Origin of the sequence: Paenarthrobacter sp. NyZ202 (assembly GCF_049860755.1) — a bacterium.
Classification (GTDB): Bacteria; Actinomycetota; Actinomycetes; order Actinomycetales; family Micrococcaceae; genus Arthrobacter.
This window is the reverse complement of record NZ_CP187556.1, coordinates 1505662-1529259: the sequence shown is the minus strand read 5'-3', so window position 1 is coordinate 1529259 and position 23598 is coordinate 1505662. Positions and strand designations below refer to the sequence as shown.

Sequence of the window (23598 nt, the reverse complement as noted above, 5' to 3'; positions counted from 1 at the left end):
GTGCTTCATTGGGCCGTCAGTCCTCCACGCAGGCGATGGAACCCTCGCCCCCGGGCGAGGCAGTACCGTCAGCGCGGACAATGATCACCTGGATGCAAAGCTCCTTCTCGGTGCCAAACCAGGCCCGGGCACGGGGTTCAGTTTCCGAACTGCTGTACTCACTTTCTGTGAGAAGGACGGTCCGGTAGCGCCACTTATAGGTGTCCCCCTCCTTGGGCTGCGGATTCTTCCACTGGAAATCAGCGAAGTCCGGCTTGTCAGGGTCACGTGTTCCGACCAAAGCCTCGACGTCGGGAACCCCGCCATCACCGATGGCGTCGGCCGGCGGTTTGCTGGCCGTCTCGCTGGGAGCAGCCTTGGGCTGGGCATTGCCGCCGAGGACCACCCCGACGACGATCGCGACGGCCAGGACCGCGGCACCGGTCACGGCAAGCCACAGGTTGCGTTTGCTGTGGTCGGCCACGGCGGGTTCACCGCCGGCGTCTGCCGGGGCCTGTACCGCCGATCGGGCAACCGTGGCGTCCACGTCATGGTGTTTGCCCGAGGGTTGCCAGCCACGCAGCACTGTTGACTCCGCCGGTTCCTGGTCGGCCGGGCCGGTTGCCCCGAAGTTTCCGGTCTCGAACCGGGGTATCGAGGGGGCTGTCTCCGGTCGGAAGGCCGCGGGAGGAAGCTGGGGCGCCGGCCCGGTGCGGGGCGCCTGCCCGGTGCGGGGGGCCGGCCCGGTAAGGGGCGACGCACCCGGCCGCGCCTGACCCGGAAGCGTGGACGGGAAAGTCCTGGCCGGGAAAGTGGGCGCAGACCCGGTGGTTGCCGTTCCGGCGGCGTCGGGGTCGATTGAGGCAATGCTGCGGACGCGCGTTTCCTCGACGTTGTCGTCCGGATGCTGGTCATCCCCGTGGCCCGGTTCCTGCAGTACTTCGAACGGTGTGACGGAAAGGTTCAGTTCCGTCTGGATCCGCTGCAGTGCCAGGGCGAAGGCGTGCGCCGAGGAGTACCGGGACCCCGGCGACTTGGCCATGGCCGTGGCCAAGACGAGTTCCAGTGATTCGGGGACGTCGGCCCGGCCCAGCCGCGGCAGGGGTGAGTTGGTGATCCTGGCGATGAGTTCGCGCTGGGAGTTGTCCTGGCCCGGCAGGACAAAGGGCGAACGCCCGGCCAGCAGTGTGTACAGCGTTGCGCCGAGAGCCCAGATATCCACGGGGACTCCGTCCACCGGTCCCCCGCGGAACTGTTCCGGGGGTGACCACGGGATGGACATGCCGGCGTCGTCCTCAGTGTCGGCCCCGATGGTGCCGGAGATGCCGAAGTCCGTAAGGGCAGGCCGGTTGTAGTCCGTCACCAGGATGTTGGCGGGCTTGATATCGCGGTGCACGATGCCCGCGCGGTGGGCAGTTTCGACGGCGGAAGCCACCTGGATGCCGACGGCCAGGACCTCATCCACACTGAACCGCTGGCGCCGGTACCTGACGTCTAGGCTCGGCCGGGAGCAATACTCCATGGCCAGGTAGGAGTGGCCGTCTTCAGTGATCTCCGCTTCGAAAATCGTCACGATGTAGGGGTGGGACGACAACTGCGCCATGAGGTTCGCTTCGGATTCGAAGCGGCGCCGTGCGCCCTCGGTCTTCAGGTCCGAGAGCAGCACCTTGACGGCTACTTTCCGGCGCGGCCTGTCCTGTTCGTACAGGAAGACGTCGGAAAAACCACCGGATCCCAGCAAGCTGACGTAGGTGAATCCGGGAATGGCGGGAGGCGGCGCGGGGGGCCTCTTGGAACTCAAAGAATCTCCTCGAAACGCAATGAAATGTCGTCACCCAGTTCAGCGATGTCGCCGTCCAGCAGGATGGCCATCTCGTTCTGGGCGAGCCGGCGCGGGGCCTGACCTTCCCTGATCAGGACGGTCCCGTTGGTTGCTTTCAGGTCGCACAGCATGACGTGCCAGCCCTCCAGCCTGACCTCGACGTGGGAGCGGGAAATGTCTCCGCCCGGGCTCTCGACCTGGACCAGCCTGGGCATGGTTCCGCCTTGGACCCTGGAGACCGATGGCTGGCGGCCAATGATGAGCGACTGGTCAAGGTCGATCAGCTCGCCCGTGGACAAGCGCATGCGTCCCAGCCGCGGCCGTGGAACCTGGACTGCATCGCCGGACAGCCCGAGGCCACACGCGGCGCACTGCGGATACGTGGGCGGATTGGCATGCCCTTGGGAACACACCCGTGCCAGGACGCTGGGCCCGTTGCCCGGGAGGGCGGTCGCTGGGTCTTGTCCTGCAGGGGCGGGGGCATCCGCCGTGATGCTGCTCTTCATGACCGTTTGGCCGTCGTGGTCGAAATCGTCGACGGCGGGCGGCTGGTAGGCGTCCCGCGGAGGCACTTGTGGCGGTACAACCGGCGCTTCAGGCGCAGGGACGCTGGCGGCATTGCTGCTGCGCAGCCACGGCACGGAGTCGATCAGTGCCGGCGCGGCCACACTGGACGCTGCGGTTGCGTCCGGCGGTGGGCCTGACGCTGCGGCGTGCGCATTGCCCGACGGCGGGGCTGCCGCTGCCTGGGCGTCCGGATCCTGGGCTTCCCGTTCCCGGGCTGCCGGTTCCTGCCCGGCCGGTCCCTGTGTGGGCGGCTCCTGTCCGGGCGGTTCTTGCGCGGGCGAGGCAGCAGACGGTTCCGGCAACCCCGGAACGGGGACGTCGTGGTCGTCGGCATCGGCATCGATCCTGACTGCCGCGTCCTCGATGTTCCGCATGACCGTCTTGTCCCACAAGTGGTCGTAGTTGGTGGTGGTCTCCAGCGACGGCACGATCGGATCGGTGGTGCTGGTGGCAGCTGACTCGGCATCCTGCACCGAAGCATCGCCGGCTGATCCCTTGGGTTCGGGGTCGGGTTGCCCGGCGCTGCTTTCCGGCACGGCATCAACGGGTTCCACCGGACCGGGAACGATGGTCAGACCCAGGTCGGCGTCGGCGTGCCCTGCAGCATGGTCATGAACTGCGGCATCGGCATCGGCATCGGTGTAACCGATCATCGTCTCGTCCGAGGCCGCCCGGGTTTCCGGAGCGGGCTGGTGGGGCTGTGCCGGAGCAGCGGCGACGACGGGGGGTACCGGTGTCTGGGTCTCCTCCTCCTGCTGCGTGAGGACAACGTCCAGGGAAGCGAGCCGCACGACTCCTTCGTGCAAGGGCAAGCCGCCACCTGTCGGGGCATCGTCCGTAGTTGCTGGTCCGATGCGCAGGCTGTAGGAATCCGGGCCCGGCAAGCGCCGTTCGGTCCACGTAGTGACGTCCCGGCCGGACAGTTCCTGGTCCCCCGCAGGGTTCTGCACGGCCAGGTCCAGGTCACCGCGGAGGAACACCCGGAGCCCGTCCTTGGCGTCGATGATGCCGAAGGGAGGAATCCTGCTGAGGGACACGCCGAAGGCACTGGTGACCTCATGAAGGACCTCATGGGCTTCGGGGGCTGAAGACAGCAGGTCCCATACCGCGTCCAGCAGCGTTGGCGATGTATCCGGGCCCAGCACTACTACTGTGCCCCGGCGGATGACACCGAACCAGTCACCGGCCGCATACCGCATGGCCGGGACGTTGTTACTGCTTGCCATCAACGCCTTCTTCCCCGCCTTCCTGGTTGCCGCCGGCAGCTGCGCCGTTCACCCATGCCCTGGGAAGCGTGTCCTCTTCAACGTCCGTTTCGCTCTCCGGCCGCGGCGCGGTGGTGGCGATTCCGGCGTCGTTAAGCACGTTTTTCGCGTCCACCACAATCACCGTGACGTTGTCCCGCCCGCCGCTGCGGAGGGCCGCCTGGATCAGGGCATCCACCGCGTCCTGTGGGTGGGCGACCGTGCTCAGGATGCGGAACAAGTGCTCATCGGTGAGTTCCCCATTAAGGCCATCGGAGCAAACCATCACGCGGTCGCCCTCCTGGATGGGCAGCAACCAAAAGTCGGCCTCGGTTTCGTCACCCGTGCCCAAAGCCCGGGTGACCACATGGCGGCGCGGGTGGATGGCGGCCTGGTCGATCGTGATGTCGCCTGCATCCACGAGTTCCTGCACCTCCGAATGGTCGACGCTGACCTGCGCGAACTCCCCTTGGCTGAGCCGGTAGGTCCGCGAATCGCCAATGTTCATGACCAGCCAGTACGGCACGCCCATCTGTTCCACCACCACGACGCCGGACAGCGTGGTTCCCGCCCTCCCGCCGGTTGCACCGCGGATGGCGGAGTCCGCCTTCAGCAAGCACGCCTGCAGGTCTGCTGCGGAAGCGGACCGCAGTCCGGCAGCCAGTTCCGGCGCGCTCCCCAGCGAACGGACACAGATCCCGCTGGCGATCTCCCCGGCCTCATGCCCGCCCATGCCGTCGGCAACGGCAAACACGGGGTCCGAGGCGATGAAGGAGTCCTCGTTCAGCTCGCGCCGCAGGCCGCGGTCTGTGCCGTAACCGTAACTCAGCCTGAAAGAGGTACCGCCGGCGGCGGCATCGGCGTCGGCGGGGCTTGCCGGCTGTGAGTTCATGCTTGTCCTAGGTGGAAGGATCGGTCTCCGAAGTGAACCGTCGAGCCGGGGCGAACGAATACCGGCTCGCCCGGAGTCAACCTGGTCTGGATACCATCGGGCGTGGCAACGGCTGTTCCGTTGGTGGAGTTGCGGTCTGTCACCCAGATGCCGTCTCCGTCGACACGGAGATACAAATGCGTTTTCGAGATGGAGCGGCCCGGATCCGGTACGGGCAGCAGTTGTTCAACGCTCTCCCCGGGCTGCGGAGCAGGATTGCGTCCGAGGAGCACGCTCCCCGCCAGCTGGACGTCCTGCCCGTCGTCGATACGGACCCGCAGCACAGCCTGGACACGTGCGGTTCCCGGGCGCAACTGGGTGCGCTCCACATCGTCGTCCGGATGCACCGTCACCGGCGCAGGTGCGGCCGGCTGGAAGGTTGCAGGTGCCGGCGCAGTGTGGCGGGGTGCTGCCGGTGGATGCCACTGGTTGGGGTCGTGGGAGGGCTGCGCCGGCGAAGGTAGGTGCTGTGCCGGGGCAGGCTGGGCATTGAGGATCGCCGGGGACTCCGAGGCTGAAGGCACCGGCGACACCACGGGCTTGACCGGCGGAAGATCGACGGGAGCAAAACTGCAGGGTCCCTGGATGCCGCCTGTCGCTACAGGGTTCCTGCCGGCTTGGACATCGAAAACCAACGTCTTTGCGGCTTTGTCATGCCAGCCACGGAGCTTCCCGTTACTGTCCCACGCGCTGGAAACCACCACCAGGACAGCCCACACCACACCCAGCACCATCAGGGGCAAAGCGATCCAGAGCACCAGGCCCAGCAGCCCGACAGCCAACAAAATGCTCCCGGCCACGACCCCCAGCAACAGGACGCCACCAATGATAAGGCTCCGGACGAACACGGCTCCGGCGCCGGGTGCATATCCATCGGCGTCGGAGCTGCGGATGCCCATCAGCTGGTTGCCGATGGTGTTGCCGGATCGTCCTTCCATGGCAAGCAGGACGAACATGTAAACCAGGGTGACCGCCAGTCCGATGCTGCCCAGCAGCACCAGGAGTCCGGTGTCGTAGACGATGAACCCGTTCCTGCGGGTTTGGGTGATGCCCGCAATCCCGATGGCAAAGGTGGCAGCCAACACGGCAACAGGTCCCACCCAGTCCAGCACTGCCGCGCCCAGCCGTTTGCCGGCAGATGCCGGCACCAGTTCGAGCTTTGTGGTCATGGTCCCTCCCCCTGGCCCCTGATGCGCGCCTGTTGCTGTACTGCGTGCCGGAGTGCCCGTTGGGTGGCCGGCACCCGACGGCATCACCGTGAGCGGCGACGACACTACCGAGATACTACCGGGATCGGGGATGCCCTGCCCGTCAGGGAAAGGCCGGGCTGCTCTCCGGGCATGGTTGACGTTCCGCTCCTTGCGGGCCCCGCGGTTAGTCAGCGGCGACCCGCAATGCGTGCAGAATGTGGCCCCGGACGGAACCTGGTGCCTGCAGGCCGGGCAAACTTCGGCCTCACTGCTCATCCTTGGTGTCTTTCTTGTTCATGCCGGCTTGGCGGCGGTATTCCCGACGGCTCAATGCGGCCCGACCATCGGACAGGAGGGACCGTGGCGAGAAGCGCGCCTGCTGCCGCTTCCAGAACCCCACGCTTCCCGTGATGTCACCCAGCGAGGTATCCACGATCTTCCAATACTCCCTGACCTCCTCCTCGCTGGGCTGGCCGGCACCGAAGACTGCGGCATCGGCCCGGTGGGCCAGGAGGGTGGTGGTGTTTCCTGCCTGGGGGAAAGCGTCAGCAAGGACGGTGGCCGACTCGCGGCGTGTGGACTTGGGGTCGATCGAGGCTCCCATGTCCGTCGCCAGGCTGACAACCTCGTTCCAACCACCGCCAACCCGCTGGGCGGGGTGACCGTCACGGAAACGCGCCTTCCGGCGTCGTGCTTTCAGCAGGAGGATCAGCAGCAGCGGCAACGCGAGAATTCCCAGCGGAATCAGCGCCACACCGATGGCGGCCAGCAGCGGACCCCAGAACAGCCAGGGGTTGTCCTTCTTTTCGTCGGCGTCCAAGGCATCCGGGGTGGAATCCGGCGGGAGGTCCGCCGGCTCCTGCGGCGGGGGCGGCGGCTGGAGCACCTGGGGTTTGGGCTTGGACTTGGTGTCAGGATCCGGAGGAATGGGAACGTTGTCCTTGGGCGGGGTGGGATCGAAGGCCACCCAACCGACGCGGTCGAAGGCCACCTCGACCCAGGCGTGGACGTCCTTGCCCGTGATCTTGATGTCGCCGGCACCGTTTTCCGGGCTCTTTGGATCGGGGTAGAACCCCATCACCACCCTCGACGGAATACCGAGGTGCCGCAGCATCAAGGACATGGCCACTGCGTATTGCTCGTCGTCGCCCAGCATCTGCTTGGCAGAGAGCAGGTTCCTTACGCGGGCGGCGCTGTGTCCGGGCAGGCTGGGCAACTGTCCTTCAGCCACCAGGCCGTTGCTGAAAGCACCGCTCTTCTGGAAATGGGCTTCGATCTGCCGGACGCGGTCAATGGCCGTCGGCGCATCCGCGGAGAGTTCGTTGGCCTGCGAAGCTACGATCGGCGGGACTTCCTGGGCATCAGGCAGGGTGAGCTTGGCAAAGTCGTACTGCGTCAACTGTCCGTGCTCCAGCGTGCCGGGATCCGAAACCTGGACCGTGTAGGTGTCCCCCTTGGACAGGCCCTGGGTGGTGACCGCGGTGTCAGTTCCTGCATTGAAGTACAGACCCGAAGCCGCACCCGAACCCTGCTGGAAGCTCATGCCCGTGGTGTGGCGGCCGCCGGGCACAAAGTAGCCCTGATAGTCCTCCACGCTGATTTGCAGGGTGTAGTTGGTGCCGGCCACCGGACTTCCGGCATCCGCCAATGTGTTCAGCGAACGGGCATCACCGACTTTGCTGAAGTTGCCGGAGCTGTTGGGGTCCATGGTGTAGTTCAGGCCGTTGAAAGCATCCAGGGCAGCCAGGCGCACCCGGGCGTCCTTGGGCAGACCCTTGACCGTGAAAAGCGTGGTGTCTTTTTCATCCTTGACGAAGTTCCGGAAGCTCGCCAGCGGCGTGATGTAGTCCCGCGGATCGAACGGCGGGACGATCGTGTTGCGCAGCACCTTCCGGTCGTCGCTTGCGGTGACCAACGGCGAAGCGATCGCTGTGACGCCCACGGCGACCGCGATAACGCCGGCTGCCGTTCCGAGGCGCCGCAATTTCCCGCGGCGGGCCGCTCCGGCGTCGGAGTCCGGCCGGTTGGCCGACACCGTCCTGGTGCTCGTTTGGCGCAGGGCATCGCGGCGGAAAGTCGCCCACACAATCGACACGACAGCCAGGGACACGCCGCGCTCAACGGTGAGGAAGCCGGCGCTGGTGCTGAAGGCGATTCCGGTGACGAACAGCACCAACACGGGCAGGAGTGGCCAGTACGGGCTCTTCAGGCGCCATGTCAGCAAGCCCGCCGCCAGCGACATCAGCAGGGAGCTCAGGAACGGCACAATGAGCATGCCGTTCGCCGTGCCCACGGGGACACCTACGGTCAGCATGTCCTTCCACGCGAACACGATCCCCAGCAGCAAGGTCCGCAGCGAGTCCAGGCTTGGCAGGAAGCCCAGGACGGCGGTGTCCGGCACGGCCAGGGCAGAGCCGAACAGCATGTAGGCGCCGAAGGCCAAGGCCACGGTGATGAGCAGGCCGAGGCGCAAATGTGCGTTGAGGACGGCGATCCCCAATCCCAGCACAATGCCGCCTACTCCGGCCAGAAGGTAGTAAGGGTCTCCCCCGAAGCTCAGGCTGAAACCCAGGACTCCGAGGAACAACAGGACCACCAGGGCACCGCAGTCTGCGGCAAAATGCCACAGCGGACGGCCGTCGGCGAAGATCGAACCAGCCGGGGTGCGCCTGGCCGCACGGGCACCTCCGGCGCGTTTGCCGCCGTCGGGATGACCGCCTGACCTGCGGGGGCGGACAGAAGGCGCGGTGCTCATGCTGCCGCCTTTCTCAAAACAATGGCGAGGTCGTCGAGGTCCCCTACCGTGAGAACGGTCAGGTCCGCGATGTTGGCCCTCGACGGCGGGGCGCCGGGTTGGACGCGGACGGCAAGGCTGCGCACCCCCGGCGGAACGGACGCCGCTGCCGAGCGCAGCTGGGTCGCAGTCACCAGGCTGCCGACCACGAAGAACACGACGGAGGCGTTGGGAACGGTATCGGCAAGCGTCCGGGCGAGGTCGACGGCGGTCTTCCGCATCGGGGCCCCGACGATCCTGGTCATATCGTCCAGCAGGTTGCGGCCCGTTTCGCAGCGAAGCGGACCTTTCTGCGTCATGACGTCGAGTTCGCGTTGTTCCCGGATGGCCTGCCGTCCAATGGAAGCAGCCACCGAGATGGCAAGCTCGAACCCGGATTCGGAATCGTATTCGTCCGTGTTGATCGAAAGAGAGATGGCAAGGTGGGCACGCCGGGTTTCCTCGAACTGCCGGACCATGAGTTTGTTGGTGCGGGCCGTTGTCTTCCAGTGGATGTGGCGGCGGTCGTCCCCGGGAACGTAATCGCGGAGGGCGTGGAAGGATACGTCAGCACTGGAAAGCTCCGTGGTGGGCATGCCTTCAAGATCGCGGATGAAACCCGCAGCCGAACCACCCAGGGCGGCGGTCCGCGGGTGCACGAACAGGTCCACCGGCTCCGTCCAGAGGACGCGGCGGCGGAGCAGGTGCAGCGGATCGGCACGGACCGAACGGACAGGACCCACCACGATCACCGCACGCCGGGCCGTGGGGATGGTGAAAAGGTCCTCGTGGATCTGGGCAGGCTTCATGCGCGGCAGGTGGAAGACGGCCGTTGCCGCGCCCACGGGAAGCTCCAGCGACGCCGGCAGCAGAGGCCTGGCGGAGACGTTGGACACGGCGATGCTGCCCACGGCGTCATCCCCTACGGCCACGCGGGTACGGGCCAGGTCCAGGACCACGCCGTAGGCCGAGCGCCCGACAATGAAGATGACCGCCAGGAGGAACAGCAGGAAAGCGACCATGGCGGCCGATTTGGCTTCCTGCCAACCCCAGGCCTGACCGGCAACCCATAATCCGACCGCCGTTGCCAGCACCACCCAGCCCAGCACACTGACCACGGAAACAACAGGCCAGACGAACCGGAGCCACAGGCTACGGACCTTGAACCACGCCGGTGCGGCAAACTCGCCGGCAGTGCCCAGGGCTTCGGCCCACACGGCGGAGGGATGCAGTTTGCCTGGCGTGTTCGCCGTTCCGGGGCGCCGGCGGCCGGAGCCTGCAGTCCCTGCGGCGTCCGGGCCGGAACCGCGCAAGTATCGGATCTTGCCGCCAAGCGCCGACGCAGTGCGCTTGAGCGACTCAGCAGCCCTGCTCAGGGGTGTGCTGGAGGACATGTTGGGACCTTTGTTCGAACCGGGTACGGGAATGGATGACTGCGCTGGGCGCTATGCGCTGGCGCGTTGCTGCGGGGCGGCAACTTCAGCCAACACACGGCCCAATACCACCTCGGGAGTCGCGCCCGAGAACTCGGCCTCGGGATCCATCACCAGGCGGTGCGTCCACACCACGGGGGCCAGTTCCTTCACATCATCGGGCAGGACGAAGTTGCGGCCCTGTCCCGCCGCCCATACCTTGGCCGCCCGGACCATGGCGAGGGCGCCACGGACGGACACGCCCAGCCGGGTCTCGGGGGCGTTGCGGGTTTCTTCACACAACCGGGAGATGTATTCCAGCACAGCGGTGTCCACATGCGTGGTGGCTGCGAGGTCCGCCATGTCTGCCACGGCCTGGGTGGTGATGATTGCAGACAGTTCGCGGGACCGGTCCTTCAGGTTGCTGCCGCCCAGCAGGCGCACCGTGGAGGAATGGTCCGGGTAGCCGATGGACGTCTTGATCAGGAAGCGGTCCAGCTGGGCTTCCGGAAGACGGTAGGTACCGGCCTGCTCGATCGGGTTCTGGGTTGCCAGGACCATGAAGGGGCGTCCGGCGTCGTAAGTGGTGCCGTCCACCGTGACCCGGGATTCTTCCATGACTTCCAGCAGCGCGGACTGGGTCTTGGGCGAGGCACGGTTGATTTCGTCCGCGAGCACGATGTTGCTGAAGACCGGGCCTTTGTGGAATTCGAACTTCTGCGTCTTCTGGTCATAGATGGTCACACCGGTCACGTCCGAGGGCAGGAGGTCCGGCGTGAACTGGATGCGGTTGTGCGAACCCTGGACCGTGGCCGCCAGCGCCCGGGCCAATGACGTCTTGCCGGTTCCGGGTGCGTCCTCGAACAGTACGTGGCCCTCGGCCAGCATGGCGGTGAACGTCAGGCGGATGACATGTTCCTTGCCAAGGACCGCCTGGCCGACGTTGGCAACGAGCTTCTCGAACGTCTCTGCAAACCAGGCGGCTTGCTCGTTTGTCATGGTCATGGCGTCAGGGTCCTTTTCTTGTGGTCAAGCTGTGCCCGGGGCCGGTTGGTCCGGCCCCGGTTTTTCGTTCGGGAAGTGTTGCAGTGCTAGCGGTTCGGCATGCCGTTCGGCGGGTTGCAGCCGATGTTGGTGGTATCGCAACGGATCCAGTTACCTGCCGCCATGCCGCTGGTCAGGTGGTACCAGATACCGGACGGGTTGTTGGAGGTCTTGTACCAGACCTGGTAGCGGTCCGACTCCCCCGAAGCCCCGGCATTGAGCCACTTGCCTTCGCCAACACAGGACGACGGGTTGCCTGCCCGGAAGCTGTCAGTGCCCTTGCGGGGCTCCGTGCAGCTTCGTACCGGCGTGGCGGTGACGGTCCAGGACGTGGGCTGTGGCGGCGGTGGTTCGGCCCCGCTGCGCGAGGTGTCACTGCCGATCCGGCCTTCCTGTCCCCCACTGATCGCACGGACACGCAGGGTGTGGGTTTCGCTGTAGCCAACGCTCTTGGAGAAGCTTCGCTCGTTCGTGCCGACCCAGCCGCCGCCGTCCAGGCTGTACTGATACCCCGTCACGGGACGGCCGTTGCCGTTGGGCTGGTTCCAGGTCCAGGACACGGTCTTGTCGCCTGTTCCGCTGCTCTTGCTGCCGCTGACCGTGGGAGCGAAAGCCAGCCCGTAGGGGTTCACCACGTTCGATGAGGGACTCGCATCGCCGGGAGTGGCGTTTTGCGAGGAGACCGCCCACACGACAACACCGGTATCGGTGCCGTTCGGGGCGGGAACAACGCCGCCTCCGGCCGGGATGGCGCCGGTTCCTGCCCCGGAGGTCAGGCGGTACCTGTAACTGATCTCGGCAGCCGTGGCTCCATTGCGCCCGGCAGCAGTGAGCGGATTGAACGCCACCCGGATCTTCCCGCCGTCGGCGTTCGTTTCCACGAGGGACGCTGTCGGGGCGTCAACCATTCCCGGCTTGCCCGCAGCGCGGATGGGTGCCGATTGCTGGCTCACCCCGCTGACCCCGGCCTTGTTCTTCGCGGAGACCGTAAAGGTGTAATTGGCCTCGGCATTGTCCACGGTGACGTTCTGTGAGGTAGCACCCACCGTTTGGGAACCCACGACGGCGCCGCCCCGGTAGGTGGTCAGCGTGTAGGCGGATATGGGGTCACCGTTGTTGTTGGGCGCCACCCAGCTGACCTTCAGCTGGCTTTGGGTACCCACGGAGCCTGCCCCCGAGACGGAGGGCGCGGCCGGCGTCGCTGGAACACCGGCCGGCGTTTCGGCGGCCGAGTACGGGCTCCACTCGGAGGGATCCTTGGCATCGTTCCGTGCCAGCACCCGCACCTTGTAGGCCACGCCGTTGGTCAGGCCGCTCCACGTGTAGCTCGCACCGGTGAGGTTCTGGATCTGCGGGTTCTGCCCGGCCGGGGCCGGTGAGATTTCCAGATCGTAGGACTTGATGGGCGAGCCCTTGCTGGCCGGAGGCACCCACGCGACGGACAGCTGTTTGTCGCCGAACTTCAACGTCGGCGCAACGGGAGTATCCGGCTTAACGTCGGGGCGGACCTCGGCGGAGGCCGGCGAGCGGTCAGACTCCCCGATCGCGTTGGTCGCTGTCACCGCAAAGTGGTACTTCACGTTGTTCGTCAAGCCCGTCAAGGTGCACGTGTTGGCCGGGCAGTCCTGCTTGAAACCGCCCTCCCCGTACACCGTGTACTTGATGATCGGCGAGCCCCTGTCGGCAGGAGCAGTCCAGGTAAGCAGCGCCGTTTGGTCGCCCACACTCTGTGCCAATGGCGTGGTGGGCGCCACGGGCTTGTCCTTGACAGTGAGCCGGACGCGGGCCGTTGCATACCGCGACTTCTCCCCCGTCTTGTCGGCCACGGTGTAGGAGGTCACCAACGTGCCGGTGAAGCCAGGGGCGGGAGTGACGGTGATCGAGTCGCCGTTCACTTCCGTGTTGCCGCTTCCCGTCTCGGTCTGCGCAGCCACGATCTTCAAGGGCGTGTCAGGGAACGGGTTGGAGTCATTGGCCAGCACATTGATCGTGACGGGCTTGCCGGATTGGGCTTCCGGTTCCACGTCGTCGTTGGCCACGGGCTTGGGGCGGGTGGAGGCTGACAGGGAAAGCTTGTAGTTGCCGACTGCTTCCAGGCCCCGGGGATCCTTGGCCTTCACCTGGACGGTGCTGCCCTGCCCGATCTGTACCGAGTCGTCGACAGAGACCTTGAGGGTCTTGCCGTCGATGCTGACCCGGAAGCCGCCGGAGGGGGCGCCAACGAGCTCGTACTTCATGTTCCGCACGTCGTCGGCGTCGGGGTCGGACGTGAGCTTTTCCAGATCCAGGCTGGCAGAGTCCCCTTTGGGAACTTCAACTTCGCTGCCCAGCAGTGTCGGAGGATTGTTCTTGTTGGGGTCCGGAAGCACCTTGGTACGGATGCTCAAAGTGGACTTCAGCCCGTTGGGATCGTCCGGCCCCGTTCCATCTGTTACTTCGAAGCTGATCGAGCCGGGACCGACGTATTCCGCGCCGGCTGTGTACTTCACGGCCGTTCCCCCGTTGGCGATTGGATCGCTGCCGTCGGCGCCGATGAGCTTGATCCGGTCTGCCTGCGTCAGCCGGGGCGAGCGGCCATCACGGACCTTGACCCACTCACGCAGGTCCACGGTAACGGACTGGCCGGACACGAGTTCCACGACGTCGTCCTTGGCCAGGGTAGGAACCTGCTGTCCCAGGCCCGGCACCCAGATGATGGCCGTGGACTTCTGGCCATCCACGTCTTCCACGGTGTACGGCACCAGTTGCGGCTGCTCCGTCAGATCCACCACGACGTTGCCGTCGGTTCCGGGCCGGGCTGTCTCCAGGCCGGTGCTGATCCTAAGGTTCTCCCCCACACCGTCCGGGTCCTCGTCGTTCTTGAGGACCGGTACGTCCACTGCCGTCTTGCCCAGGGTCTGGGCTGACGTCACGCGGTCGTCGCGGGCTATCGGGGCCTGGAGCGGGATGTCGTTGTCCACGATCACCCGGATGGTGGCCTGGCCCACGGCGTCCCGGTCATCGGCCACGGCATACCGCACGTTGACCGTGCCTTCGGTGGCCGGTGCGGTGACCAGGATCCGGCCGCTGGTCTTGCTGACGTGGGCGTCCAGCCCGGCGTCAGCCTCGATGCTGTCGCTGAGGATCCGGATGAGGTCGCCGTCCGGGTCGGAGTCGTTCGCCGTGGCGTCCACGGCGATCTGGCGTCCAGGGCGCACTTTCACTTCGTCATCCACCGGCGCCGGCTTCTGGTTGTCATCGCCGCGGGGCGCGACGCCGACCGTCACGGTACCGGTGTTGACCGCACCTTGGCGGTCGATCACCTTGTATCGGAACGTATCGGTTCCGGCGCCGTCACCGGCGGCAACGAAGTCGATGAAGTTGCTTCCCGCCGTCGCGGTTCCCATGGTGGGCGTGCTGTCGATGCCGGTGAGTTGCACCGAGTCGCCGTCGGGATCGATGCCATCCAACGGGACCGGGATGCGGACGCTGCCGCCTGCAACGACCCGTGCCGTCAGGTTCTGCGGTTGCGGACGCGAGTTCTGAGCACCTTCCAGCGGAAGGATGTGGATGGTGACCGCGGCGGCGCTCTTCTGGCCCTGCGGGTCCACGGCGTTGTAGATGGCCCTGACGGTCTTGGGCGTCGGTCCTGCGATGAAGCGCAGCGTGTTCTCAGAGATGAACGCGGTGCCGTCCTCATCGGCAATGGTTTGGGCCAGCTCCGGGTCAACGGACAGTTCCTCGCCCTGCGGATGGGTGTCGTTGTCCAGGACAGGAATGGTGACGACGTCGTTCACGCGGACGTTGACTTCGTCCGGTTTCGGCTGGGGAGCTTCCACGACGGCGGGCGCCGGCACCGGGACCACGCCCACCGTTCCGGTGGCCGAACCGCGGCCATTGGACATGGTGTAGCTGAAGGTGAACGGCTCCGTGGCGCCCAGGACATCAGTGACGCGCAGGACACTGTGGTCGATGACGCTCACCGACGCGCTGGAGCCCGGCGGGACCGTCACGTTCTGGAGGACGAGGACCCCACCGGAGGGGTCGGAGTCGTTGGCCAGGGGATCCACCAGGACGCTTCCTCCAACGGGCAACAGGGCCACGTCATGGACGGCCACCGGGGCGCCGGCGTCCTTGCCGGATTCAACGTCCACGCGGATCAGGCCCTGGCTGCTCTGTGGGCCGTTGCTGGCGATATAGGTGAGGTACACCGGACCGGGAGTGTTGCTGCGGAAGGTGAACGTCCCGCCGTCGGTCACGGGACCCAATTCGGCTTGGCCGGCCGCCTCCACGTGTGCCACGCGAAGTGCGCCGCCGTTGGGGTCGACGTCGTTCTTCAAGGGCGAAATCACCAGGTCCTGTCCCACCACTGCGGTGACGTGGTCCGCGTTGACCACGGGAGCGAGCGCTCCCGGTGGCTGCACGTTCACCACCACCCGTCCCGTGGTGGTCGCCCGGCCGTCCCAGACGGTGACGGTGACGTTCTTCTTGCCGGCAGCTGCACCGGAATCCTGGTAGGTCAGCATGCCGTCGCGGCGTACCTTGACCTGGTCCTGCTCATTGTCGGCTTTGGCATCGAGCAGGACGAGGTCGTCGCCGTCCGGGTCCATCCAGTCGGTCAGGATGTTCTGGCTGACGGACTTGCCCTGTTCCACCAGCATGGTGGTGGGCTCGGCCCGCTTGAAGAACGGTGGCTTGTTGTCCTCGGGAGCCACCACGTTCAGTGTGACCCGTCCACCCGCGGAAAGCCCACGGCCGTCGGCAGCGTTGTAGTCGAAGGATTCTGTGCCCGGCTTGGCGTCAGCGGGAACCCTGATCTGGAAGGCCGACCCGCCGTAGATGTTCTCCAGGGCACCGGCTTTGGGTCCGTTGGCACCGGCCGCAGCGGTGAGGACGTCGCCGTCGGGGTCGGAATCGTTGTCCAGGACGCTCAGGATGGTGGTCCGGCCCGGCCTCACGCCGTATTCATCGGGTTTGGTTTCCGGCGCCCGGTTGGGCTTGGTACGGTCCGGCAGGACGTTGATGGTGTTGTTGTCCGCTGATTCCTGGTCCTGGTCGTCCGATTGGTTTTTCGGCGGGACGACGTCGTCCCAGTTGTTGACCAGCTGCATGTTCTGGTTAACCATCCACACGCTGCCGGAGTTGACGTCATTGAGGACCACGAGATCGCGGTTCACGCGGAAAACATAGCTGGGCGACGCACTGGCCTTCGGGACATCGTTCTTTTTGTCGTCGGCGTCGTTGTCGCAGTCGCGGACGTACTTGTTGGCACCGGCCCACGCCGAGTGCACGCACTTGCTGACCTGGACAGGAGCCGCGGGGATACCTTCCCCCTCGGCGTCCACCGTAGCGGCAGTGGAACCGTCCAGCGGCTGTTTGAGAAGGGACTTGCGGGTGGCGATGGCCACGAAGCCGCTGTCTTCGCTGCTCTGCTGGAGCTTGGCCTCACGGGCATCCTGGAGCTGGAGCCGACGGCCTCCGGGGAGGAAGAGGTTTCCGGCACCGGCATCGAGTACCACCGGCTTGTCCCCGACCACGGAGATCTGGAGGTCTCCCGCTCCCTTGAGTTCGTCAACCTTGGTGACTTCGGACGCCGTGCGCTCCCCCGTGGCATCGACAGTCGTCACCGTGATCTCACCTTTGCCGGGGTCCGCGGTATAGATGCGGTTGTCGTGCCCGACGGCGGACACCACACCCTGCGAACCGGTCAGGACGGGTTCGGTCCCTTCCTCGTCAAAGCCGTTGACCGTTGACGGCGACAGCGCCCAGACCTTGCCACGGGCGGGGTCAGTGACGGACAGGACTGTGGTGCCATAGCTCACTTGCGACGACGACGGCAGCTGTTTGTCGCCGCCCAGTTTCAGGTTGGCGGCCGAAACCTGGTTAATGGTGGAACCCGTTTCGTCATCCACGAAAACGTTGCCATCATGCTGCAGGACATCGAAGGTGGTGCTGGCGGGCGTCACCGCGCCGTCCAGGACCCGCGACGGGTAATTCAACCGGCCCACGGCGTTCTTGGTCTTGCTGACCACCCACACGCCGCCGTCGTTCAAATCCACTTCGGTGGTCTTGAATCCCGGGTACAGGATGGCGCCGGCGACGAGTACGCCACCGGCCACGGTCACAGCAACGGCCGATACGGCCTTTTGATGTCGACGCTTTTTCAGCCCCAGCTTGCCGAAGAAAGATCTCACAGCCCCAAAATTCCCTTTTCGCACAGCTGCTCCCCAACAGCTCCTGGATCCGCCGACGGCTGTCGGCGGCCGGTCATTCCGCAGTACCCCCATACGGCGGCGGAATTTTCAGTCCATAAGACTATCCCACGCGCCACGCGGCCCGCCAAGGGAACCCGGGAGCGGGCTCTCCATTGGCTTTGACAGCCTAAGGGATCACGGACGCGCCGCGCGATGGGGACAACTGCCCGGCCTTGGACCGGCACCAGGGTCAGCACGGCGGCGCTCCCACTGCGCTGGGCTCACCCATTGTGGTGTGACCTGCGATGATGTAGCGGCCTACGTTGCGGTAGGAACCGTCCTCGATGCGCCACCACGTGAAGGTGAGATTGTCCACGTCCTGCTGGACGATGTAACACTTGACCACCATTTTTTGGCCGGGGTACTCCCACGGGGGTTGGTCGCCGCCCTTTCCGTCACACGTGAAGTCCGGCTTGGGCTGGTAGTTCTTTCCGCCCTGCGTGTAGGTACACGACCTCTGGACCACACCGGTGTTCAGGACGCCCTCCCACACTCCCTGCCTGCCGGACGTGGCACTGGCTGAAGCGATCGGACCGCCAGTTCCCAGGGAATTGAAGGTCTGCACGTTGATGTGGCTGGTCTGCTCCCACCCGCCGGTGTTGACGGTGCGGCTGCCCGACGCTGCCACGGTCTCCCAGGCCCCGCCATTGATGCTGATCTTAGTGGTCTTGACGTCGTTGGTGGCCGCAGACGGTGAAGACCAGCTCAAGGTGACGGACTGGTTGTTCAGACCGCCGTTTTGGCCGGACGCCGACGGCGTTCCCGGCGCCCCGTAGGGGGTAACGGAAGCCCCGCCGCTCGGCGGAGAGCTGGGCGCCACGGACGAATTGGCCGTCACGGTGATGGTACTGGCTTGACCGTTGGCGAAGCCGCCCACGGTCTGGCCCGGCTGGATCGGTCCGCTCTGGCCCGTGCTGGCCCTGTACGTGTAACTGACCTCGCTGGCGCTTGAACCGTTCCGTTGGTCAGCGTTGAGCACGTTGAAGTTGATGGTGACCTGTCCCCCGGCGCCGCCGGTGTTGGCAGGAGTTGCACTGACCCCGGTGACGGCACGAAGCTCGCCGGTGGCACGGCGGGGCGCCGACGGCGCGCTGACCGCGCCCTTTCCTGCCTTGTTCTCCGCCTGGACCGTGAACGTGTAGCCCGACTCGGAGTTGTCGGCCCTGAACGTCGCCGAACGAACATCCCCGGACACGGTCTGCGTCTGGGCCGCTCCGCCGCCGCCGGTCATGGTGACGAAGTAGTTCTTGATCGGGTCACCGTTGATGTTCGGTTCCGCCCACGTCGCCCGGAGCTGGTTCTGCGTTCCGACAGAGGATACGACGGCGGTCGTCGGCGCCGCGGGTGCACCCGGCAAACCGGCAGGGTGGTCTTCGGCGGAGTAGACACTCCAGTCCGATGGACCGAGCTCGTTGACGGCCTGCGCACGCACTTTGTACTTCACGCCGTTGGTCAGTCCGGTCCAGGTGTAGGTCAGGCCCGTCACATCATTTTTTACCGCAACTCCGTTGGCCGGAGGCGGGGATATTTCCAGGTTGTAGTGCTTCACCGGCGAGCCCTCGGTCTTGGCCGGGCTCCACGTGACGGCGAGGTCCTTGTCACCGGCCTTGACCGCCGGCGCGTCAGGCGGCGACGGCTTTTCATCCGGACGGATCTCGTTCGAAGCCACCGACGGTTGGGAGTCCCCGACCTCGTTGGTGGCGACGACGGTGAAGACGTATTTGACGTTGTTGGTCAGGCCCGTCAACGTACACGTGGTGGTGGGGCACTCCTGCTGGAAGCCTGAGGACCTGACCGTGTACTCGGTGATGGGCGCGCCGTTGTCCGACGGCGGCGCCCATTTGAGGACGGCCGTGCGGCTTCGGACGTCCGTGGCCACAGGTGCCGATGGGGCGTCCGGCTTGTCCCGGACGGTGATCCGGATCCGCCCTACGGCCTGCCGGCCGGGATCATCGGTCTTGTCCTTAATGGTGTACCGCACCACGAGGACACCCTTGAACCCCTCGGCAGGGGTCACAGTGACGGAATCACCGGAAACGGAAGGCTGGCCGGAGGCCGACCCCGTCTCCACCACGGCTGACTCGATCTTCAGCGGAGCATCACTGAAGGGGTTGAAATCGTTGGCCAGGACGTTGACGGTTTCCGCCGCGCCGGCGTTGGCCTTGTCCACAGCGTCGTCATTGGCGGCCGGCTTGGGCCTGTTGGATGAGACAACGCTGACGGTGACCGCAGCCTTGACGGCGTCGGACCGGCCGTCGGTAACCCTGAGGGGGATGATCCCCCGGGCTCCCGGGTTGACTGAATTTCCGGGCGTGACCCGCAGGACGGTACCCTCGATCCTTGCTTCGATCCCGCCGGGCAACTGCCCGTCAAGCTCGAACTTCAGCTTTCCTTGGTCTTGCTCGTCAACGTCAGTGGCCAGGTTGGCCAGCTCCAGTTCCGTTGACTCGCCCTTGGGAGCATCGATGGCAGCCCCACTGAAGGTGGGCGGGTGGTTGGCATCCGGATTGGGCAGCACCCGCGTCATGATGGTCAGCGTGGACGTGAGGCCCTCAGGGTCGTCGGGTCCGGATCCATCCGTGACCTCGAACGTGACGGAACCAGGGCCCGTGTAATCTTCCTGGGCCGCGTAGCGGAGCGCCGTTCCGTCGCCGGCAATGACGTCCTGCGGGTCGCCGCCCTGGACCTTGATTTTGTCCGCCACGGTGATCCGCGGTGCCCGGCCGTCCCTGACCCTTACATAGTCCTGCAACGCCAGGGTCACTTGCTGGCTGGCAGTGACCTCCACCACTTCATTCGTGGAAAGAGTGGGGTACTGAAGGCCCTGCCCGGGAATCCACATGAGCGCGGTGGCCGACTGACCGTCGATGTCGGTGACGGTGTAGGGAATCAACTGGTCCTGGGGCGCCAGCGTCACCACAACGTTGCCCGACGTTCCCACCCGCGCATTCGGGTTGCCGTCCGGCAGGGTGATTTTCAGGTCCTCGGCAATGCCATCGGGATCGGAATCGTTCTTCAGTACCGGAACATCAACGGCCGTCTTTCCCAACGTCTCGGCGAGGGTGACGCGGTCGTCCACTGCGACAGGTGCGTGCAGCGGCGCGGTGGGGCTGGTCTGGACCCTGATGACCGCGCTGGCTTCGGCCTTTTTGTCGTCCTGGATCCGGTAACTGACACTGTCGGTTCCGGCAACGCCCGGCGCGGTCAGCAACACCCTTCCGGTGACGGCTTCCACCTGCAGCTCAGGGTTGGCTTCAAACGAATCCACCAATCCGATGGGATCACCGTCAGGATCGGAGTCGTTCTTCAAGGCATCAACGGCAACCCGGCGTCCGGGACGGACGTCAATGGCATCGTCCACTGCGATGGGCTTCTGGTTGTCGGCTTCGGCCGGAGCGATGCCAACGATCACCGTTCCCGTGTTTTCGGCACCAATCCGGTCCCTGACGCGATATCCAAAGGTGTCCGTGCCGAACGATTTTCCGCCGGCAGTGTATTCCAGATAGCCGTCGCGGAGAACAGCTGTGCCGAGTCCGGGCGCCTTGTCTATACCGATGACCTGGACCGAGTCGCCGTCGGCATCGATGCCATCGGTCGGAACCGGAATTTTGACGGTCATGCCGGCCACTGCCCGCGCCGTCAGGTTCCTGGGCTCCGGCCGGGTGTTGGTGGCGTCATCGCGTGCCCGGATCCGGATGGTGACCTGTTGCGAGTCCGTTTGCCCGGACGCGTTGCTGACCTTGTAGATTGCGTAGACGGTCTTCGCTTCCCCGCCGGCGATGAAGCGAAGGGTGTTGCCGGCCACAAACATCCGGCCGTCGGCCTCATCCGGCAGCTGGGCCAGGACAGGATCCAGGGTCAGCTCACCGCCGTTGGGGTCGGTGTCGTTCTCCACCACCGGGATGGTCACCACATCACCGGCCCGTACCGTCACTTCGTCGGGTTTTGCCTGCGGCGCCTGGAGCTTGGTGGGCGCCGGCACCACCTGCACGGAGATGTCGCCCGTGGCAGAGGCCTTGCCGTTGGAGATCGTGTACTTCAGCGACAACTGCTCCTGGGCACGGATGTCCGTAATCTTCACCACGGAGTGGTTGAGGACAGCCACACTCACCGGCAAGCCATCGGCAGCTGTTACCGACTGGACCACCAGGACGCCACCGGCAGGATCGGAATCATTGCCCAGGACATCCACTACCACGCTTCCGCCGCTGGGCAGGAGGGCGACGTCCCGCACGGCCACCGGTGCGCCGTCGCTGTTGCCCGAAACGACATCCACCCTCACCAACTGCTGTGCGCTCGCCGGCCCGTTGGTCACCATATAGGTGACATAGTGGGCGCCCAGCGTGGACGAGGTGAAAGTGAACGTCTGCTGGTCCGGGCCCACCACTGCCGTCGACTGGCCGTCCGGCTGCGCCTGGGCCAGGCGCAGCGTACCGCCCTGCGGATCGGAATCGTTCTTGAGGGGCGCGATCACCGTGTCCTGGCCGGCAACGGCCACCACGTGGTCGGCGTTGGCCACGGGCGGCAACGCACCGTGAGCGCGCACGTCCACGGTGATGCGGCCTTCGGTGGTCAAAGTGCCATCCGAAACACTGACCGTCAAGGTTTTGCGCCCAGGTCCCGCTCCGGAGTCCTGGAATGAGAGCAAACCGTCAGGCCGCACCCGGACCTGGTCAGCGGGATCGCTGCTGGTAGCCGAAACGGCAAAGATGTCGTCACCGTCGGGGTCAAGCCAGTCCGTCAGGACGTACTGGCTTGCTGTTTTGCCGGTTTGGACCACCAGGGTGTTATTGCGGTTGGGTTTCTGCTGAGGTGCGCTGTTCTCTCCCGGGGGCACAATCCGGAGATCGACGTCCGCGGCAGCTGTTCCGCCCCGGCCATCATCCACGGTGTACTTGAATGTCTCTGAGCCGGTGGTGTCCGGTGCCACGGCGATCTGAAAACCGGTACCCCCATACACCTGCGAGAGCGCCCCGGACCTGAGCCGGTCGCCCGTGGACACCGTCAGGACGTCGCCGTCGGCATCGGCGTCATTGTCCAGCACCGGAAGGATGGTGGTCTTGCCTGCCCGGATCCCGAAGGCATCCGGCTTCGCCGCAGGGGGCGTGTTCGGTTTGGTCCGGTCCGGCAGGACTGTTTGCTGGACTTCGTCGGCCGAGTCCTGGTCGGCGTCGTCGGAGGTCTGCTGGGGCGGAATGACGTCGTCCCAGTTGTTGACCAGCTGCATGTTCTGGTTGACCATCCACACGTTGCCGGAGTTGATGTCGTTGAGGACCACGAGGTCGCGGTTCACGCGGAAAACGTACGACGGCGAGGCGCTCGCCTTGGGCACGTCCGCGCGGCGGCTGTCGGCGTCGTTACTGCATTCCCGGAGGTACTTGTTGGCGCCGGACCACGCCGAGTACGTGCACTGGCCAAGCCGGACGGGCGCCGCGGGAACACCGCGGCCGTCTGCTTTCACCACTTTCGCCGTTCCGCCATCCAGTGGCTGCAGGAGCAGGGCTTCCGGGGTGGCAATGGCTACTGCGTCCGCCGCAGGACCGCTCTGCGGCAGTTTGGCTTCGCGGGCATTGTCCAGCTGGACCTTGCCGCCGCCGGGAAGGACGATGGTTCCCGTTGCCGTGTTCAGCAGCACGGCTTTGTCGCCGACAGCGGCGAGCTGGACGTCGCCGTCGGCTTTGAGTGCCTCGTCAGTACGGACCTGCGACTCCACCGGCTTTCCGTCGGCATCAACTTTGGTGACCGTGAGCTTTCCGGTCCTGGGATCAAGGGTGTGGATGGCATCGTCCACGCCCACCACGGACTTGATGCCCGGGGACTGCTCGAACAGGGGCTCCGACTCGTCGCTGAAACCACCGATGGAGGTGGGTGAGACAGCCCAGACTTTGCCTTTGGACGGGTCCGTGACGGCAAGGACTTTGTGTCCGAAGCTGACTTCTGCGGCTCCGGGCAGTTTCTGGTCGCTCCCGAGGCGCATGTTGGCAGCACTCACCGGGTTGAGGGTGGCACCGCTGGAGTCGTCGATGAAGACGTCGCCGGCCTGCTGGAGGATGTCGAAGTCAGTACTGGCAGGCGTTACCGCACCATCCAGCGACTTTGAGGGGTAGTTGAGGCGGCCCGCAGCATTCTTGGACTTGCTGACCACCCACACGCCGCCGTCGTTCAGGTCCACTTCTGTGGTCTTGAATCCCGGGTACAGGATGGCACCGGTGACAAGCACTGCGGCAGCAGCGGTGAAAGCCGTGACCGCCAGGGCCTTGGTGCGGCGTTTCCTGGGCCCCCGTTGGGCAGGCCTCATGGTCGGAGCCATCCACATCCCCCATGCAAATCGGCAGCCGACAGGATCGCGCGGCTGGCTTGACGCGAACAAGCACCAAGCCTACCGGGTTAATCCATCGATTGG

General features: G+C 65.6%; 9 protein-coding genes. All 9 read right to left on the bottom strand.

The window, feature by feature from the left end; translation table 11 throughout:
* Nucleotides 1-16: 16 nt before the first annotated feature.
* The 9 genes from ACPFL9_RS07100 to ACPFL9_RS07060 all read right to left on the bottom strand — a co-directional run bounded on the left by ACPFL9_RS07100 (nucleotide 17) and on the right by ACPFL9_RS07060 (nucleotide 23505).
* Nucleotides 17-1780, bottom strand: a complete 1764-nt coding sequence (locus ACPFL9_RS07100) for a protein kinase domain-containing protein (protein ID WP_426006659.1) — start codon at nucleotides 1778-1780, stop codon at nucleotides 17-19.
* Complete coding sequence (locus tag ACPFL9_RS07095; protein WP_426006658.1) at nucleotides 1777-3594, bottom strand: hypothetical protein; 1818 nt, start codon at nucleotides 3592-3594, stop codon at nucleotides 1777-1779. Before ACPFL9_RS07095 ends, ACPFL9_RS07100 begins: the two co-directional genes overlap by 4 nt.
* On the bottom strand, nucleotides 3581-4504 hold the full coding sequence (locus tag ACPFL9_RS07090; protein ID WP_426006657.1) for a PP2C family protein-serine/threonine phosphatase: 924 nt from the start codon (nucleotides 4502-4504) through the stop codon (nucleotides 3581-3583). Before ACPFL9_RS07090 ends, ACPFL9_RS07095 begins: the two co-directional genes overlap by 14 nt.
* Nucleotides 4501-6009 (bottom strand): RDD family protein, encoded by a 1509-nt coding sequence (locus ACPFL9_RS07085; protein WP_426006655.1) that lies wholly within the window; start codon nucleotides 6007-6009, stop codon nucleotides 4501-4503. The genes ACPFL9_RS07090 and ACPFL9_RS07085 overlap by 4 nt, the downstream gene beginning before the upstream one ends.
* A complete protein-coding gene (locus ACPFL9_RS07080; protein WP_426006654.1) occupies nucleotides 5999-8488 on the bottom strand; it encodes a transglutaminase domain-containing protein in 2490 nt (829 codons plus the stop codon). The genes ACPFL9_RS07085 and ACPFL9_RS07080 overlap by 11 nt, the downstream gene beginning before the upstream one ends.
* On the bottom strand, nucleotides 8485-9900 hold the full coding sequence (locus ACPFL9_RS07075) for a DUF58 domain-containing protein (RefSeq protein ID WP_426006653.1): 1416 nt from the start codon (nucleotides 9898-9900) through the stop codon (nucleotides 8485-8487). The genes ACPFL9_RS07080 and ACPFL9_RS07075 overlap by 4 nt, the downstream gene beginning before the upstream one ends.
* Before the next feature lie 51 nt (nucleotides 9901-9951).
* Complete coding sequence (locus ACPFL9_RS07070) at nucleotides 9952-10923, bottom strand: AAA family ATPase (protein ID WP_426006652.1); 972 nt, start codon at nucleotides 10921-10923, stop codon at nucleotides 9952-9954.
* A gap of 86 nt (nucleotides 10924-11009) precedes the next feature.
* Nucleotides 11010-17228: an Ig-like domain-containing protein gene (locus tag ACPFL9_RS07065; RefSeq protein WP_426006651.1), complete on the bottom strand. Its 6219-nt coding sequence runs from the start codon at nucleotides 17226-17228 to the stop codon at nucleotides 11010-11012.
* A 157-nt stretch (nucleotides 17229-17385) separates the two neighbouring features.
* Nucleotides 17386-23505 (bottom strand): Ig-like domain-containing protein, encoded by a 6120-nt coding sequence (locus ACPFL9_RS07060; protein ID WP_426006650.1) that lies wholly within the window; start codon nucleotides 23503-23505, stop codon nucleotides 17386-17388.
* Nucleotides 23506-23598 lie beyond the last annotated feature (93 nt).

What these genes read in the sequence shown, in the direction of transcription:
- ACPFL9_RS07095 (WP_426006658.1), bottom strand. Translation starts at nt 3,594, where the DNA reads ATGGCAAGCAGTAACAACGTCCCGGCCATGCGGTATGCGGCCGGTGAC.
- ACPFL9_RS07090 (WP_426006657.1), bottom strand. Translation starts at nt 4,504, where the DNA reads ATGAACTCACAGCCGGCAAGCCCCGCCGACGCCGATGCCGCCGCCGGC.
- ACPFL9_RS07085 (WP_426006655.1), bottom strand. Translation starts at nt 6,009, where the DNA reads ATGAGCAGTGAGGCCGAAGTTTGCCCGGCCTGCAGGCACCAGGTTCCG.
- ACPFL9_RS07080 (WP_426006654.1), bottom strand. Translation starts at nt 8,488, where the DNA reads ATGAGCACCGCGCCTTCTGTCCGCCCCCGCAGGTCAGGCGGTCATCCC.
- ACPFL9_RS07075 (WP_426006653.1), bottom strand. Translation starts at nt 9,900, where the DNA reads ATGTCCTCCAGCACACCCCTGAGCAGGGCTGCTGAGTCGCTCAAGCGC.
- ACPFL9_RS07070 (WP_426006652.1), bottom strand. Translation starts at nt 10,923, where the DNA reads ATGACCATGACAAACGAGCAAGCCGCCTGGTTTGCAGAGACGTTCGAG.
- ACPFL9_RS07065 (WP_426006651.1), bottom strand. Translation starts at nt 17,228, where the DNA reads ATGGGGGTACTGCGGAATGACCGGCCGCCGACAGCCGTCGGCGGATCC.
- ACPFL9_RS07060 (WP_426006650.1), bottom strand. Translation starts at nt 23,505, where the DNA reads ATGGCTCCGACCATGAGGCCTGCCCAACGGGGGCCCAGGAAACGCCGC.